Source organism: Sphingobium sp. B7D2B (assembly GCF_025961895.1).
GTDB lineage: Bacteria > Pseudomonadota > Alphaproteobacteria > Sphingomonadales > Sphingomonadaceae > Sphingobium.
The window spans coordinates 799676-815241 of the sequence record NZ_JAOQOM010000001.1 but is presented as its reverse complement, the minus strand read 5'-3'; the positions used below and the strand labels follow the sequence as shown (position 1 = coordinate 815241).

Here is a 15566-nt window from a genome sequence, read left to right as displayed (position 1 = left end):
CGGAGAAAAACGCACCGGCCCCTTGTGTTGCGAAATGGCAACACCATCTGTGGCGGGCGAAGGGAGATAGTATGAATCTCGAAAAGTTCACAGACCGGGCCAAGGGTTTCCTGCAGAGCGCGCAGACCGTCGCGATCCGCATGAACCATCAGCGCATCAGCCCGGAGCATCTGCTCAAGGCGCTGCTCGAGGATGAGCAGGGCATGGCCAGCGGCCTCATCAAGGCGGCGGGGGGCGATGCCGCGACCGCGCTGCGCGAGACCGACGCGGCGCTTGCCAAGGTGCCCGCCGTCAGCGGATCGGGCGCGCAGCAGACCCCGGGCCTCGACAATGACGCGGTGCGCGTGCTCGATTCCGCCGAGCAGGTCGCGCAGAAAGCCGGCGACAGCTACGTCACCGTCGAGCGGCTGCTGCTTGCCCTGGCACTGGCCACGACGACCGCCGCCGGCAAGGCGCTGGCCGCCGCGGGCGTGAAGGCGGAGGCGCTCAATGGCGCGATCAACAGCCTGCGGGGTGGCCGGACCGCGGACACCGCGTCCGCCGAAGACCGCTATGACGCGCTCAAGAAGTTCGCCCGCGACCTCACCGAGGCCGCGCGGGAGGGCAAGCTCGATCCGGTCATCGGCCGCGACGAGGAAATCCGCCGCACCATCCAGATCCTCGCCCGGCGCACCAAGAACAATCCGGTGCTGATCGGCGAACCCGGCGTCGGCAAGACCGCGATCGCCGAGGGCCTCGCCCTGCGCATCGCCAATGGCGACGTGCCCGACACGCTCAAGGACCGCACGCTGATGGCGCTCGACATGGGCAGCCTCATCGCCGGCGCGAAATATCGCGGCGAATTCGAGGAGCGTCTCAAGGGCGTGCTCGATGAGGTGAAGGGCGCGGACGGCCAGATCATCCTCTTCGTCGATGAAATGCACACGCTGATCGGCGCGGGCAAATCCGAAGGCGCGATGGATGCCTCCAACCTCTTGAAGCCGGCCTTGGCGCGCGGCGAGTTGCACTGCATCGGCGCGACCACGCTCGATGAGTATCGCAAATATGTCGAGAAGGACCCCGCCCTCCAGCGGCGGTTCCAGCCGGTGTTCGTTGGCGAGCCGACGGTGGAGGACACCATCTCCATCCTGCGCGGCATCAAGGACAAGTACGAGACGCATCATGGCGTGCGGATTGCGGACGGCGCCATTGTCTCCGCCGCGACGCTCTCCAACCGCTACATCACGGACCGCTTCCTGCCGGACAAAGCCATCGACCTGATGGACGAGGCCGCGAGCCGCATCCGCATGGAAGTGGAATCCAAGCCCGAGGAGATCGAGAATCTCGACCGGCGGATCATGCAGCTCCAGATCGAGCGCGAGGCGCTGAAGAAGGAGACAGATCAGGCGAGCAAGGACCGGCTGGCGGCGCTGGAAGGCGACCTCGCCAATCTGGAACAGCAATCGGCCGAACTCACCGGCCGCTGGCAGGCCGAGAAGGACAAGATCGCAGGCGAGGCCAAGCTCAAGGAACAGCTCGATGCCGCGCGCATCCAGCTGGAGCAGGCGCAGCGCACCGGCGAATATGCCAAGGCGGGCGAGCTGCAATATGGCACCATCCCCACGCTGGAGAAGCAGCTCGAAGAGGCGCAGTCCGCCTCCAAGGGCGCGATGCTGCGGGAGGAAGTGACCAGTGAGGACATCGCCAGCGTCGTCTCGCGCTGGACCGGCATTCCGGTCGACAAGATGCTGGAAGGCGAGCGCGAGAAGCTGCTGGCCATGGAGGAGGAGCTGGGTCGCCGGGTGATCGGCCAGGCCGATGCGGTGAAGGCCGTCTCCACCGCCGTGCGCCGCTCACGCGCCGGTCTGCAGGACCCCAACCGGCCGCTCGGCAGCTTCCTGTTCCTCGGCCCGACGGGCGTCGGCAAGACGGAGCTGACCAAGGCGCTTGCCGAATTTCTGTTCGACGACAGCAATGCGATGGTGCGCATCGACATGAGCGAGTTCATGGAGAAGCACAGCGTCGCGCGACTGATCGGCGCACCGCCGGGCTATGTCGGCTATGAAGAAGGCGGCGTGCTGACCGAAGCCGTCCGCCGCCGGCCCTATCAGGTCGTGTTGTTCGATGAGGTGGAGAAGGCGCATGGCGACGTGTTCAACGTGCTCCTCCAGGTGCTCGACGATGGCCGCCTGACCGATGGGCAGGGCCGCACCGTGGACTTCACCAACACGATCATCGTGCTGACCAGCAACCTCGGCAGCCAGTTCCTCACCAGCCTTGGTGACGATGAGCCGGTGGAGAAGGTGGAGGACCAGGTGATGGACGTGGTGCGTGCGCACTTCCGCCCCGAATTCCTCAATCGGCTGGATGAGATCATCCTGTTCCACCGCCTGGGCGCGGAGCATATGGGGCCGATCGTCGACATTCAGGTCGCCCGCGTCGGCAAGCTGCTCAAAGACCGCAAGGTGACGCTCGACCTCACCGACGGCGCCCGCGCCTGGCTCGGCCGGGTGGGCTACGATCCGGTCTACGGCGCCCGCCCCTTGAAGCGCGCGGTGCAGAAATATCTGCAAGACCCGCTCGCCGACCTCATCCTGCGCGGCGAAGTGCCCGACGGCGCGACAGTGCGCGTCAATGAGGGCGATGGGGCACTGGTGTTGACGGTGGGGTGAGGCAAGGCCGAGCTTGAAAGGCAAAAGAAAAGGCCGGGAGGATCACTCCTCCCGGCCTTTTTCTCTGGGTTCCGGCGTCGCTTAGAAAAGCTTCGCCTTCACGCCGACATAGAACGACCGGCCAACGGCGCTGATCGGGTACGCAACACCACCATCATCCGGCTTGCGATCGCCAAGATTGTTGATGCCACCATAAATGTCGAACCGATCGTCGACATTATAGCTGGCATAGATGTTGTGCTCCCACTTGCGGTTGTACCAGATGTACTCGGCAGGTGCGTAATCGGGATTGGCCTGCTCTTGCTTGAGCGTCACCCGTCGCGTCTTGGACCACCACTCAAGACCATAGTTCAGCGTGAACGGGCCCTTGTTCCAGGTCAGATCGAAGTTCGCGGTATACTTGGGAGCAGGATATTCCCAATTATGCAGCTCGTTCTCCAGGTCCGCGCCCGCGCTGGGCACGAACTGAAGCTTGTTCAGAACATTGCCGGTAACGCGGAAGTTGAATGTGCCAACATCGCCTTCAGGAACGAACCGGTAGTCGACAACGAAGTCCAGACCGGACGTCTCATACGACGCGACGTTCTCAGGGATAACCGTGAAGGTGCTGATATAGCCTTGCCCGGCGCCGGACGCCTTGCGGGCGATGACGTCGCAATAGATGTTGTCCAGATCCGGCTGATCGTAGCACAGGTCAACTACGTCCTGAGCGGTAGCATAGTTGATCGCCTGCTTCAGACGGATGCTATACCAGTCGGCGGTGATCGTCAGGCCCGGCACGAAGGTCGGGCGGAATACGACGCCTGCGGTCCAGGTCTTTGCCGTTTCTTCCTGAAGGGTCGGATTGCCACCCTGGAAGCCCAGAATGCTGCTGTTCTGAGGAGAGGTTGCATCGTCTGCGGGATTGAACGTGGAGGGATTGATCCCTACCGCAGCAAGCGCGGTGGCGCAGTTCGCTGCGCGGTACTGAGTGCCCTCGGCGACCCGGTCGATGCCGCACGGGTCCGTGATGAACTCGTACGTACCGCTTCCGCCAGCAAACAGCTCGGTGATGTTAGGCGCGCGGACAGCCTGCGAGTACGTACCACGGAAGGTGACGTCGCGAACCGGCGAATAAGAGCCGTTGACGTTCCAGGTCGTCGTGCCGCCGATGGTCGAGTAATCCGAATAACGAATGGCGCCGCCCAGCGACAATTCATAGGCGCCCGGCACTCGCGACAGCAGCGGAAGGTTGATCTCGCCAAACACTTCCTTGACGTCGAAGCTGCCCCGGTCGATCCGCGCAAACCCGGAATCGATCAAATAACCGTTAAGCTGATAATCGGAAGGGATGAATACGCTCGATTCCTTGCGGTACTCGGCGCCTACTGCGAACCCAACCGGGCCGCCCGGCAGCTCGAAGAAGCCCCCTGTATCGCCCGAGAGCGCTGCAGTGACTACGTGCTGACGGAGACGTGACCATGTGGAATGGTCGACAGTCACGAAGTCCAGAGCTTGCTGCGACGGCGTTCCATAGCCCAGCAGATTAATCGGAACGCACTGTCCGGGCTGGAACGTCAGCGGAACACCCGCATAAACCGTGTTATTATAGCTGTCGGACTGTATTTCGGTCTGGCCCGGCAGGTTGATACGGCAGGTGACCCCGCCGTTTCCGTCCGAGACCGCATCAAGCGCGGCGTAATAGCGATCGGAAATGCGGTCATTGCGGTTTGTCGCCGTCTGGGTCGACTGACCGAACACATAGGATATGTCATAGCGCAGGTTGGACCCGAGATCGCCACGGGCACCAATCACTGTCCGGAACAACTCTCGCTCCAGTTCGTAACGACGAATACCGAAGTCGAAATTGTCGCGGCTGATGCGGATGCTGCATTCTTCAAAACCGGGCGTTTCGTCATCATCGCAATCGCCGGCCGCATTAGCAGCTTGGATCGCGGACACCCACGCCGCTGGCAGGTACGGATTGTCTTCGTAAAGCTTTGTGTAGAAGTCGTACGACGGCTGCGAAAGCGTGTACGCCTTGGAGCGTACATATTTGCCTTCCAGATAGACCTCGAAGGCCGGGCTCACCTCAAAACGCGCCATCGCATTGGCGATGTGACGACGGTTATAAGGCGTAAAGTCGCCATAATAGCTCTCGCGCGGCGTGCTCGATCCGCCGACGGTGAAGCTGGTGCCCGGTACATAGCTACCCAGATCATACACACCGCCTTCACCCGTGAAGTCCGGAGTAAAGTCACCGTTCACGTCGACCGCACCGCCGATCGAGCTGTCCGCCCAGCGCAGGTCGGTCAGCAGAATACGATCAGGCACGTTGGGATCGTCGGCGGAGGTGCCCGGTGTCCCATCGGCAGGGTTACGAACCAACGCCCAGCTCGGGCCGGTCTTACCATAGTTGAGGCGCTGACGCTGGCTGAAGCGGTCCGTCTCGTTGAACTCGTAGGACAGCGTGATGTTGCCGCGGCTATCAGCAAAGTTCTTGCCGAATGTGGCAGCAACAAACCGGTCACCCGCATCGCCGCGCTGAGAAATACCCGACTGCGCGCGAAGCCGAAGACCGTCGAAGTCCTTCTTCATGATGAAGTTGACCACACCGGAAACGCCGTCGGCACCATAAATTGCCGAGGCGCCGCCGGTCAGCACGTCGACCGACTCAACGAGATCGGTGGGAATGGTGTTGATATCGACAGCAGCCGTGCCCGGATACCCCGCGACATGGCGGCGGCCGTCCACGAGGACCAGGGTACGATTAGGGCCAAGATTGCGCAGATCGAGGTTGTTGACGCCCACCAAGCCTGCGTTGGGCAGGTTGGAACCCGCGACGTCGATGTTCGACCGCGAACCCAGCAATGCCGGGGAGGTGACAAGAAAGTCCGTCAGATTAACGTTACCGCGCTGTTCGATTTGAGCCGCCGTTACGGCCTGCACCGGATTCGGAAACGAGAACTCAGGCCGCGCAATGCGCGAACCGGTAACGATGATCACCTCACCATCCTCGGCGCCGTCCGCGTTCTGCGGCTCCTGCGCATGTGCGGCGGAGCTCAGCATGGCGAGGCCGAGGACGGCAGGTGCAGCTGCCAGCTTCAGCAATGTTTGCGATGTTGTTTTCTTCACGATCCAGTCCCTTGCTCTGGAATTTGCGAACTGCGGCCGGGAATATCCGGTCGCACGAAACGCGGGGATCGTGCGTCGCCCTCTCGGTGTCCCGACGACAACACGCGTGGCCCCTGCGCTATATGGCCGTGAAACTGTGCGGATTGGTTAAAGGTGTAAAGCGCAGGTGCAGCATGAAGGGGCTATTTTCCCGTACATGTCACATTCATGCAACAAAATCGCCGATCCGGGTGCCTCCGCGCCCTGCGGTCCGCTGTAACAATATTAGCGGCGATCTACACAGCACGACACAAATCGTCCCGAACCGCAGTTTTCCTAGAAACTATTTGTTAATCTTCTCACACCGCAGTTCGAATGAACATGGAAATCGTGGCGAAATCGGAGAGACCCACGGGGTAGCTTTCCGTAGCGTCCGATGCTCAAAGGGGGCATTTTAAGACCGCCGCACCCGCCACTGTGGCCTTGGCACATCGTGCTGCAATGCAGCAAATGAGACCGACAGCCGGACGCTACGGCATCCAGCCTGATTGTCGATCAGCGAGCCGCTTGGCCCTGAACCAGCGGTAACGGATCAATCCGCGCATCGTTCCACTTCATGCTCCAGTGCAGATGCGGACCTGTCACGCGGCCCGTCGCGCCGATCTCGCCAAGCGGCTGGCCCTGGCGCACCACATCGCCTTCCTTCACCAGCAGCCGATCGCTGTGCAGGAAGGCGCTGTTGATGCCCATGCCATGATCGATGATGAGCAGCTTGCCTTCCAGCGTGAACGGGTCTTCGCTGGCCAGCACGACAACGCCGTCCGCCGGCGCGACATAGACCGTGCCCTGCCCCCCGGCGAGATCGAGCCCGCTATGGTAGCTGCCCGGCGTGCCCCGATAGATGCGCTGCGAGCCGAACACGCCGGAAATGCGCGCCTTCACCGGCCAGATGAATGTCTGCCGCCAGCCATTGCTCAGTTGCGGATCTCCCCGCGCGGCAACGATGCGCGCCAGTTCGCCCGCCCGCCGTTGCTGGAATTCCTCGCTGGTAGCGCTGCCCGTGATCGAGGCATTGACGTTCTGGATCTTCCAGTCCCCCCGCGCGATGGTCAGCACGCGCCGCTGCTTGCGCCCATCACGCCCGGTCGCTTCCAGCGTCATGGTGGCCGGGGCATCGCGGTCCAGCCCGATGATGAAGTTGCCCTCGGCGTCCACGGCCACCGGCACGCCATCGAGCGTAAGACCCAGCGTGCCGACGGGGACGAGACCGCGCAGCAGCGCGCCTTGCCGGGGGGTACCGCGAACCTGCAACGTCGCCGGCCCTTGGGGCAGTGCGAGATCGGGCACGTCCTCGATTGGCAGCGCGCTGGCTTCCGGCGGCGGTGCCGGGACCGTCGCACAGCCGGCCAATGCGGCGAGCAGACCTCCCGCCAGAACAGAACGAGAGCGGAAGCGGAAACCTGTCATGCCGCACTCATGGCCGCGCGGCTGGCGCGATGCAAGGGCGCGCCGTCAGTCGAACAGGTCGGTCTGCCGCGCTGGCGTCGCGGAAGGGGCGGCCTTGCGCGCCGGCCGGGGCGCGGGCGGTGGCGGCGCGGAGGACGTGAAGGCCGCCGGAGAGTCGCCACCCGCCGCATCGGGCTGCGTCAGTGCGGCCACCTCATCATGCTCGAACTTGAGCGTTACCCGCCCGGCCGCGCGCGCTTCCTCGGCAGAGCGCACCAGCCGGCCTTGCGCCATCACGCGGGCGAAGCCACGCTTGAGCGGCGCATCGGGATTGAGCGACTGCGCCAGCCGCCACAGCCCATCCAGCTGCCGCCGCGCGTCGCCCAGCCGGCGCTCGAGCACCAGCGGGGAGAGCCGGATGTTGGCAAGCTTCTGCCGTTCCCGCGCGAGGTGGCTCTGCAGCAATGCGGGTCGCAATGCGCCGGATGCGTCCGCCAGCTCGTGCCGCGCCCGGCTCACCCGGTGGGAAAGGGCGCGCCGCAGTCGGTCGCCGAGGTCATCCGCGCGCTGGCGGGCCTGCGCCAGCAGCACGTCCGGGCGCGGGAGGAGCCGCCGCTGTGCTTCCAATCGCTCGCGGCTGCGGTCCAAGCCGCGCGCCACGCAGCGCTGCATCCGTGCGCGCAGCTCAGCGACCTGCACCGCGAGGTCGGCGCGCACCGGCACGGCCATTTCCGCAGCAGCCGTGGGCGTCGGCGCGCGGAGATCGGCAGCGAGATCGCACAAGGTCGTGTCCGTCTCATGCCCCACGGCGGAAATGACGGGGATCGGTGACTCCGCCACCGCCCGCACCACGACTTCCTCATTGAACGACCACAAATCCTCGATGGAGCCGCCACCGCGCGCCACGATCAGCACGTCGGGGCGCGGGATCGGGCCATCGGCCGGCAACGCGCCGAAGCCGCGCACCGCCGCCGCAACCTGGGCCGCTGCGCCCTCACCCTGCACCAGCACGGGCCAGAGCAGCACGCGGCTCGGAAAGCGATCGGCAAGCCGGTGGAGAATGTCGCGAATCACTGCGCCGGTGGGCGAGGTCACCACGCCGATCACATCGGGCAGCATCGGGATCGGCCGGCGCTTGACGGGATCGAACAGCCCTTCGGCGGACAAGCGCGCCTTGAGCTTCTCGAAGAGCTGCATCAGCGCGCCCTCGCCGGCCAGCTCCATGCTCTCGATGACGATCTGATATTTGGAGCGCCCGGGGTAGGTCGTGATCTTGCCGGTGACGATAACGTCCAGTCCATCTTCGGGCCGGAAAGCGAGCCGGCCCGCCGTACCTTTCCACATCACCCCGTCGATCACCGCCGCATCGTCCTTGAGGCAGCAATAGACATGGCCGGAGGCGGCCCGCTTGAAGCCCGAAATTTCGCCGCGCAGGCGCACGAAGCCGAAGCGGTCCTCCACCGTGCGCTTGAGCTGGGCGGACAGTTCGGAAATGCTGAGCGCGGTCAGATTGTCCCCCGCGCGCTCCTGCGCTAACAGGCGGCCGGACGCATCCTCACTGACGGAAAAATCGCTCATGAATATCCTTTTGCTCGGCGGTGGCGGGCGCGAACATGCCCTCGCCTGGAAGCTGGCGCAATCGCCGCTCTGCACCGGCCTGTTCGCCGCACCGGGCAATCCCGGCATAGCCGAGGCGGCGCGCCTGGTCGATATCGACCTTGCCGATCATGCCGCCGTGATCGATTTTTGCCGCGCTAACAACGTCGGTCTGGTGGTCGTCGGCCCGGAAGCGCCGCTGGTGGACGGGATTGCCGACAGCCTGCGCGCCGTGGACATCCCGGTGTTCGGGCCGAGCGCCGCTGCCGCCCAGCTTGAAGGCTCCAAGGGCTTCACCAAGGATCTCTGCCGCGATGCCGCCATTCCCACGGCCGGCTATGTCCGCTGCACCAGTGCTGAGGTGGCGCTGGCGGCGCTGAGCGATTTCAGCCTGCCGGTGGTGGTGAAGGCCGATGGGCTCGCCGCCGGCAAGGGCGTCATCATCGCGCAGACGCGCGAAGAGGCCGAAGAGGCGATCCGCGACATGTTCGGCGGCAGCTTCGGCGCATCGGGCGCGGAAGTGGTGCTGGAAGAATTTATGGAAGGCGAGGAAGCCAGCTTCTTCGCCCTCACCGATGGCACCAACGTCGTCGCCTTCGGCTCGGCGCAGGATCACAAGCGCGTGGGGGAAGGCGACACTGGCCCCAATACCGGCGGCATGGGCGCCTATAGCCCGGCCTCGGTGCTCACGCCTGCCCTGCAGGATGCCGTGATGGACCAGATCATCCGTCCGACGGTAACGACGCTCGCCGCGCGCGGCACGCCTTATTCCGGTGTGCTGTTCGCGGGGCTGATGCTCACCACGGACGGCCCCAAGCTCATCGAATATAATTGCCGTTTTGGCGACCCGGAATGCCAGGTGCTGATGATGCGGCTGACCAGCGATCTCGTCGCACTGCTGCTCTCCGTCGCGCAAGGGACGCTCGACGAAGCCAGCGGCCCCAGCTTCGCGCCCGACCCGGCACTCACCGTGGTGCTGGCCGCGAAGGGCTATCCCGGCACGCCCGAGAAAGGCGCGCCCATCGCGCTTCCGGTGGCGCCGGATGGTGCCAAGATCTTCCACGCCGGCACGATGCTCAAACATGGGCAGCTCGTGGCCAGTGGTGGCCGGGTGCTGAACGTCACCGCGCGGGGGGCCACGGTCACACAGGCGCGCGACGCCGCTTATGCGCTGGTCGATCAGGTCGATTTCCCTGGCGGCTTCTGCCGGCGCGACCTCGGCTGGCGGGAAATCGCGCGGGAAGCCGGCAGCGCGGCGGACTGATCGCCTGCCCCATAGAGCACGGCCCCTTGCCTTGACTCCGCCCCTTGCCATCAGGGACAAGGGCGCGGGGGATCAATCATTGCAAGGGCACGCCCATGATCGTCCACCATCTCAACAATTCCCGCTCGCAGCGCATCCTGTGGATGCTGGAGGAGTTGGGCCTGCCCTATGAATTGCGCCGCTATGAGCGCGATCCCGAAACGATGTTCGCGCCCGCTGCGCTCAAAGCGGTGCACCCGCTCGGCAAGTCGCCGGTGCTGGAAGACGAGGGCCGCACGCTGATCGAGAGCGGCGCGATCGTGGAGTATCTGGTGGAGAAATCCGGCCAGTTCGGGCCGCCCGATGACTCTGACGGGAAGCTGCAATACCGCATGTTCCTGCATTATGCGGAGGGATCGATGATGCCGCCGCTGCTGCTCAAGCTCGTCCTCGCCCGCATTCCGCTGGTCGGCAAGGTCGCCATCAAGCGCATCCAGCCGATGATCGACGTGCATCTCGATTATGTCGAAGCCGAGCTGAGTCGGCGTCCGTGGTTTGCCGGCAACCAGATCAGCGGGGCCGATGTGATGATGAGCTTTCCGCTTGAGGCCGCGCGGAGCCGGGGCGGGCTGGACGAGAGCCGTCCCGCGACCATCGCCTGGCTGGACCGGGTGCAGTCACGGCCTGCCTATCAGCGCGCGCTGGAGGCGGGCGGGCCTTATGCCTATGCCTGATCGAACGGGCGCGGGCGCGTGCGCGCCGGTCAGTCCTCCGCGCTGACCAGCAGCTTGTCGATCTTGCGCCCGTCCATATCGACGATCTCGAACCGCCAGCCCTGTTCGCTGAAATGCTCGCCCTCTTCGGGCAGGTGGCGCAGCACGGCCAGCGCAAAGCCGGCAACGGTCGCGTAGTCGCGGTCTTCGGAGAGATCGAGGTCGATGCGCTCGGCCAGCGCGTCGATGGCCATCTGGCCGGAGACGAGCAGGCTGCCATCCTCGCGCTCGACGACCATCGGCTGGGTGTAGAGATCGCTGTCCGATGCAAACTCGCCGGCGATGGCGGACATGAGATCGGCCGGCGTCACAATGCCTTCGAAATGGCCATATTCGTCATGCACCATCACCATGGGGGCGTCGGCCTCCCGCAGGCGATTGAGGGCGTCCATGGCATCCACCTGATCGGGCACGATGGAGACGGGGCGCATCAGCACCCGCAAGTCGAGCGCCTCACCCCGGAACAGCGCCGCCATCACGTCACGCGCCTGCACGACGCCGATAATGTCCTCGACACTGCCCTGGGCCACCGGCAGGCGGGTGTGCGGGGTGGCGAGCAGCTTCTCGCGCAATTGCTCGGCGCTGGCATCGGCATCCAGCCAGTCGACATCGCGGCGCGGCGTCATCACTTCGCGCACCGGCCGGTCGGCCAGCCGCACCACGCCGGAAATGATCGCGCGCTCGCTTTCCTCGATCACGCCGTGTCGGCTCGCTTCCGCCACGATGAGCTGCAGTTCCTCCGCCGTCACATGGTCCGAGCCTTCGCGCTTGAGGCGCATCAGCTTGAAGATGACCTCGCTGGACTGATCCAGCACCCAGACGATCGGTGCGGCAACCCGCGCGAGCATGATCATCAGGGGCGCGACGACGCAGGCCAGCGGCTCGGGATTGCGCAGCGCAAGCTGCTTGGGCACCAGCTCGCCGATGATCAGCGAGACATAGGTCGTCGCGACGATCGCAACGCCAAAACCGGTGTTCTGAGCCAGATTGGCGGACATGCCGAGATAGGCGAAGATCGCCCCAAGCGGGCCGCCGAGCTTATCGCCCGAATAGGCACCGGCGAGAATGCCGATGAGCGTGATGCCGATCTGGACGGTAGACAGGAAGCGACCCGGCTCAGCACTCAGGCCCAGCGCCGCCCGAGCCCCATGCTTACCATTGCGGGTCATGGCCTCCAGCCGTGGCCGGCGTGCCGAGACAATGGCCAGTTCGGACATGGCAAAGACGCCGTTGAGCGCAATCAGCGCGAGGACGATGGCGGCATCGAGCCAGGGAAAAGGCGGCATGGTCTCTTCTAAAGGGGGTTGTTGGCTGAAAGCTTAGCGGCTTTCGCTACGGAAAGCCACTATACAACATCGCTGGGCAACATCGCGGGGCAACATCGCAGGTCGGCAAGAGTTCCCTCGTTCAGGAACTAATCAGGTTCCCGCGCCGTTAATGGCGGGGTTCCCGCGTAACAGCGTGGGAGGCCAGACTTGAGGAGATAATCATGAGCCTTCGCAGCCAATCCCCCTTCGCCCTTGCCGGTACCGCTTTGGCGGCCCTGGCCCTCTCCGGCTGTGTGACCGATCCCGAAACCGGCAATCGGACCATTTCGAAGGCCGCCATCGGCGGCGTCGGCGGCGCGCTCGGCGGCTATCTGCTCGGCGACATTTTGGGCGGCCGCAACGACCGCACGGAGAAGATCGTCGGCGCGGGCATTGGTGCCGTGGCCGGCGCGGGGGTCGGCGCTTATATGGATGCGCAGGAGAGGAAACTGCGCCAGCAGACCGCCGGCACGGGCGTCGATGTCGTCCGTCAGGGCGACGAATTGCTGCTGCGCATGCCGTCGGGCATCACCTTCGCGACCGATCAAGCCACGGTGCAGCCGCAGGCACAGTCCACGCTGGATCAGGTGGCCTCGACCCTTGCGGAATATCCCAAGACGATGATCGACGTGCTGGGTCACACCGATTCCGACGGCAGCGAGGCCTATAATCAGGCACTCTCCGAGCGTCGCGCGCAGGCCGTCGCCAATTATCTCGGACGTCGCGGCGTCGATCCGGTCCGCATGGCGACGATGGGCTATGGCGAGACGCGCCCGGTCGCCAGTAACGAAACCGCTGACGGCAAGGCGCAGAACCGCCGCGTGGAAATCAAGATCGTGCCCGCCGTCGCGAGCTGAACGGCATGATGGGAAGGGTCGGGGAGCGTGTCTCTCCGGCCCTTCGCTTTCAAATCAGAGAATGCTCTGGCGCAAACCGTCGATCACGAACTGGACCGCAAGGGCCGCGAGAATCACACCCAGCAAACGGGTAATGACCGCCTCCACCTGACCGCCAAAAACCCGCATGATCGGGCCGACCGCCAGGAGCGCCGCCAGCATCAGCAACAGATTGGCCGCAAGCGCGAAGAGCACGATCGCCGTCTCCTGCGGACCCGTCGCCCGCGCCATCAACAGCATGATCGTCGCGATCGACCCCGGTCCCGCAATCATCGGCATCGCCATCGGGAAGATGGCGACATCCTCGATTTCCGGCGTTTCCTTAATCTTCTGCGCGCGGTCTTCGCGCCGCCGCGTCCGCGTCTCGAACACCATGTCCATGGCGATGAAGAACAGCATGATGCCACCCGCGATGCGGAATGCCTCGAGCGTGATGCCGAGGGTGCGCAGGAACGCCTCCCCCGCCAGCGCGAAGGCCAGCAGGATGCAGGCCGCCACGATCACCGCCCGCACCGCCATGCTGCGACGCTGGGCGCCGCTCGCGCCCATGGTGAGACTGCTGAAGATCGGCGCCGTGCCAGGCGGGTCGATGACGACGAACAGCGTGATGAACGCCGCGAGGAACAGCTCCATCATCGCGCGCCCTCCGCCACCGTCTCCTGAATAACCCGCTCCTCACCGGCACCGCGACGCAGGAAGACCTCCAGCGTCCGCGCATCGCCGCTCACCGTCCATGTCCAGCGCAGCGACCCGTCCTCGGACTGCGCTGACCCGCTGGCCGGCGGCGGGTCCGGCAGGCGCACGATATCGCGATCGCGCCGCTCCGGCCGCTCACCCCGCCGCGCGCAATCGGCAACGGAGGCCTTGATCATGCCGTCCGCCTCGCCGCTCCATGGCGTGTCGCTGGTGGCCGTCATCACCCATTTATAATCACCCTTGCGCTGCAGGCGCCAAAGGGTGACGAACCGCGCCGCTTGCCCGTTTGCGCGCTCCAGCGACCCGGTCGCGGCGGCATAGCTGCCATCGCAAGCGATGAAAATCTGCTGGGGGCTCCAGCGCACCGGCCGGGCGGGGTCCGATTGCTGCTTGAGCCAGGCCTGCGCATTGAGCGGGCCGGGCGCGAAGATCACGGCGTCCTTGTCGGCCAGCTTGCGCAGCGCCGTCCATTGCCCCTCCTCGCGCGCCTGCCGGGCCATGCCCAGTTCGGCGGCGACGATGGCGCTCGGATTGGCGGTGCCGACGCCGACGCTTGGCGTCATCTGGCGCTGACTTTGCGCAGGACCAGCCGCCACGCCCAGAGAGAGCGTGGCGAGCAAGGCAAAGGCAGCGCTGCGGATCAAAGGCCCTTGGGTGCGGGCAGACCCGCGCGAACGTGCGCGGCGACCAGCGTGTTGCGCAACAGCACCGCGATGGTCATCGGACCGACGCCACCCGGCACGGGCGTGATCGCCGCGACGTGGTTGATCGCCTCGGCGGTGGCGACGTCACCGACGATCTTGCTCTTGCCGTCCTCATCGCCCTTCACGCGATTGATGCCCACGTCGATGACCACGGCGCCCGGCTTGATCCAGCTGCCCTTGACCATTTCCGGCCGGCCGACCGCCGCGACCACGATGTCCGCGCGGTGGACCACGCCGGCCAGATCGTGCGTGCGGCTGTGCGCCACGGTCACCGTGCAGCTTTCCGCCAGCAGCAGCTGCATCATCGGCTTGCCGACGATGTTCGAGCGGCCGATGACAACCGCTTCCTTGCCGGAAAGGTCGCCCAGCTCGTCCTTGAGCAGCATCAGGCAGCCAAGCGGCGTGCAGGGCACCAGCGCGGTAGGATCGCCCACCGCCAGCTTGCCGGCATTGACGACATGGAAGCCATCGACATCCTTGGCGGGATCGATGGTGGCGATCACCGCCTTGTCATCGAGATGGGCAGGCAGCGGCAGCTGGACGAGAATGCCGTCCACGCTGTCGTCCGCATTCAGCTCTTCGACCAGCTCGATCAGCTCTTCCTGGCTGATCGTGGCGGGGCGCTTGAACTCAAGGCTGTTCATGCCGATTTCGACCGTCGCCTTGCCCTTGGAGCGGACATAGACGCTGCTCGCCGGGTCTTCACCGACCAGCACCACCGCGAGGCCCGGCTTGCGCCCGGTCTTCTCCACGAAACCGGGGACTGCCTCGGCCATCCGCCCGCGCAGCTTCGCCGCGAATGCCTTGCCGTCGATTTCCTTGCCCAAACTCATGTCGCGCTTCGCTCCTTCTCAGCGATCTCTCTCAAAGACTGTTCCGTGTGCGGATCAGCACCCGCAATGCGCAGGCGCTTTAGCCGGTTGGTATCCCCTGTCTCCAGCAAAATCGACGATCCGGGCACGCGCAGATGTCGGGCGAGCAGCGTCAGCAGGGCGGCATTGGCCTTGCCCTTGTCCGGCGGCGCGGTGACGCTGGCCTGCAACCAGCGCTGGCCGGCGACATCCGTGAACGTTCCGCCAAGGCGGGCACGCCCAGCCTTGGGCGTCAGGCGAATCGCCAGCAGCAGGTCTGCGCCGTCACGACGAAGCGGCACGGCGCACG

General features: G+C 65.1%; 12 protein-coding genes. 4 read left to right on the top strand and 8 right to left on the bottom strand.

Going from position 1 to position 15566, the window contains the following annotated elements; genetic code table 11:
• Positions 1 to 71: 71 nt before the first annotated feature.
• Positions 72 to 2651, top strand: coding sequence for an ATP-dependent chaperone ClpB (gene clpB / locus M2341_RS03550; protein WP_264584251.1), 2580 nt, complete (start codon positions 72 to 74; stop codon positions 2649 to 2651).
• Positions 2652 to 2732: 81 nt separating this feature from the next.
• Here clpB and M2341_RS03545 read toward each other — a convergent pair whose 3' ends face one another.
• From M2341_RS03545 to xseA, 3 genes are all read right to left on the bottom strand, one after another.
• Positions 2733 to 5765 carry a TonB-dependent receptor plug domain-containing protein gene (locus tag M2341_RS03545; RefSeq protein WP_264584250.1) on the bottom strand — a complete coding sequence of 1011 codons (3033 nt, stop codon included), beginning with the start codon at positions 5763 to 5765 and terminating at the stop codon, positions 2733 to 2735.
• A 534-nt stretch (positions 5766 to 6299) separates the two neighbouring features.
• The gene (locus tag M2341_RS03540; protein WP_264584249.1) at positions 6300 to 7211 is read right to left on the bottom strand and encodes a M23 family metallopeptidase; all 912 of its coding nucleotides are present in this window, start codon (positions 7209 to 7211) and stop codon (positions 6300 to 6302) included.
• Between the two features lie 45 nt (positions 7212 to 7256).
• A complete protein-coding gene (gene xseA / locus M2341_RS03535) occupies positions 7257 to 8768 on the bottom strand; it encodes an exodeoxyribonuclease VII large subunit (RefSeq protein ID WP_264584248.1) in 1512 nt (503 codons plus the stop codon).
• On the opposite strand from xseA, the gene purD reads away from it, so the two are divergent.
• A complete protein-coding gene (purD, locus tag M2341_RS03530; RefSeq protein ID WP_264584247.1) occupies positions 8767 to 10050 on the top strand; it encodes a phosphoribosylamine--glycine ligase in 1284 nt (427 codons plus the stop codon). The genes xseA and purD overlap by 2 nt on opposite strands.
• A gap of 95 nt (positions 10051 to 10145) precedes the next feature.
• Complete coding sequence (locus M2341_RS03525; RefSeq protein WP_264584246.1) at positions 10146 to 10763, top strand: glutathione S-transferase family protein; 618 nt, start codon at positions 10146 to 10148, stop codon at positions 10761 to 10763.
• 29 nt (positions 10764 to 10792) lie between these two features.
• On the opposite strand, the gene M2341_RS03520 is transcribed toward M2341_RS03525, so the two are convergent.
• Positions 10793 to 12088, bottom strand: coding sequence for a hemolysin family protein (locus M2341_RS03520; protein WP_264584245.1), 1296 nt, complete (start codon positions 12086 to 12088; stop codon positions 10793 to 10795).
• A gap of 203 nt (positions 12089 to 12291) precedes the next feature.
• Here M2341_RS03520 and M2341_RS03515 point away from each other — a divergent pair, with 203 nt between their 5' ends.
• Positions 12292 to 12966 (top strand): OmpA family protein, encoded by a 675-nt coding sequence (locus M2341_RS03515; RefSeq protein WP_264584244.1) that lies wholly within the window; start codon positions 12292 to 12294, stop codon positions 12964 to 12966.
• A gap of 54 nt (positions 12967 to 13020) precedes the next feature.
• Here the strand turns inward: M2341_RS03515 and M2341_RS03510 are convergent, their stop codons facing one another.
• From M2341_RS03510 to M2341_RS03495, 4 genes are read right to left on the bottom strand one after another with little or no spacing between them, the layout of a single operon-like run.
• Positions 13021 to 13641, bottom strand: coding sequence for a MarC family protein (locus tag M2341_RS03510; RefSeq protein WP_264574413.1), 621 nt, complete (start codon positions 13639 to 13641; stop codon positions 13021 to 13023).
• Positions 13638 to 14345, bottom strand: coding sequence for a hypothetical protein (locus M2341_RS03505; RefSeq protein ID WP_264584243.1), 708 nt, complete (start codon positions 14343 to 14345; stop codon positions 13638 to 13640). The genes M2341_RS03510 and M2341_RS03505 overlap by 4 nt, the downstream gene beginning before the upstream one ends.
• The gene (folD, locus tag M2341_RS03500) at positions 14342 to 15238 is read right to left on the bottom strand and encodes a bifunctional methylenetetrahydrofolate dehydrogenase/methenyltetrahydrofolate cyclohydrolase FolD (protein ID WP_264584242.1); all 897 of its coding nucleotides are present in this window, start codon (positions 15236 to 15238) and stop codon (positions 14342 to 14344) included. Before folD ends, M2341_RS03505 begins: the two co-directional genes overlap by 4 nt.
• Positions 15235 to 15558 (bottom strand): DUF167 domain-containing protein, encoded by a 324-nt coding sequence (locus M2341_RS03495; RefSeq protein WP_264584241.1) that lies wholly within the window; start codon positions 15556 to 15558, stop codon positions 15235 to 15237. Before M2341_RS03495 ends, folD begins: the two co-directional genes overlap by 4 nt.
• Positions 15559 to 15566: the final 8 nt, after the last annotated feature.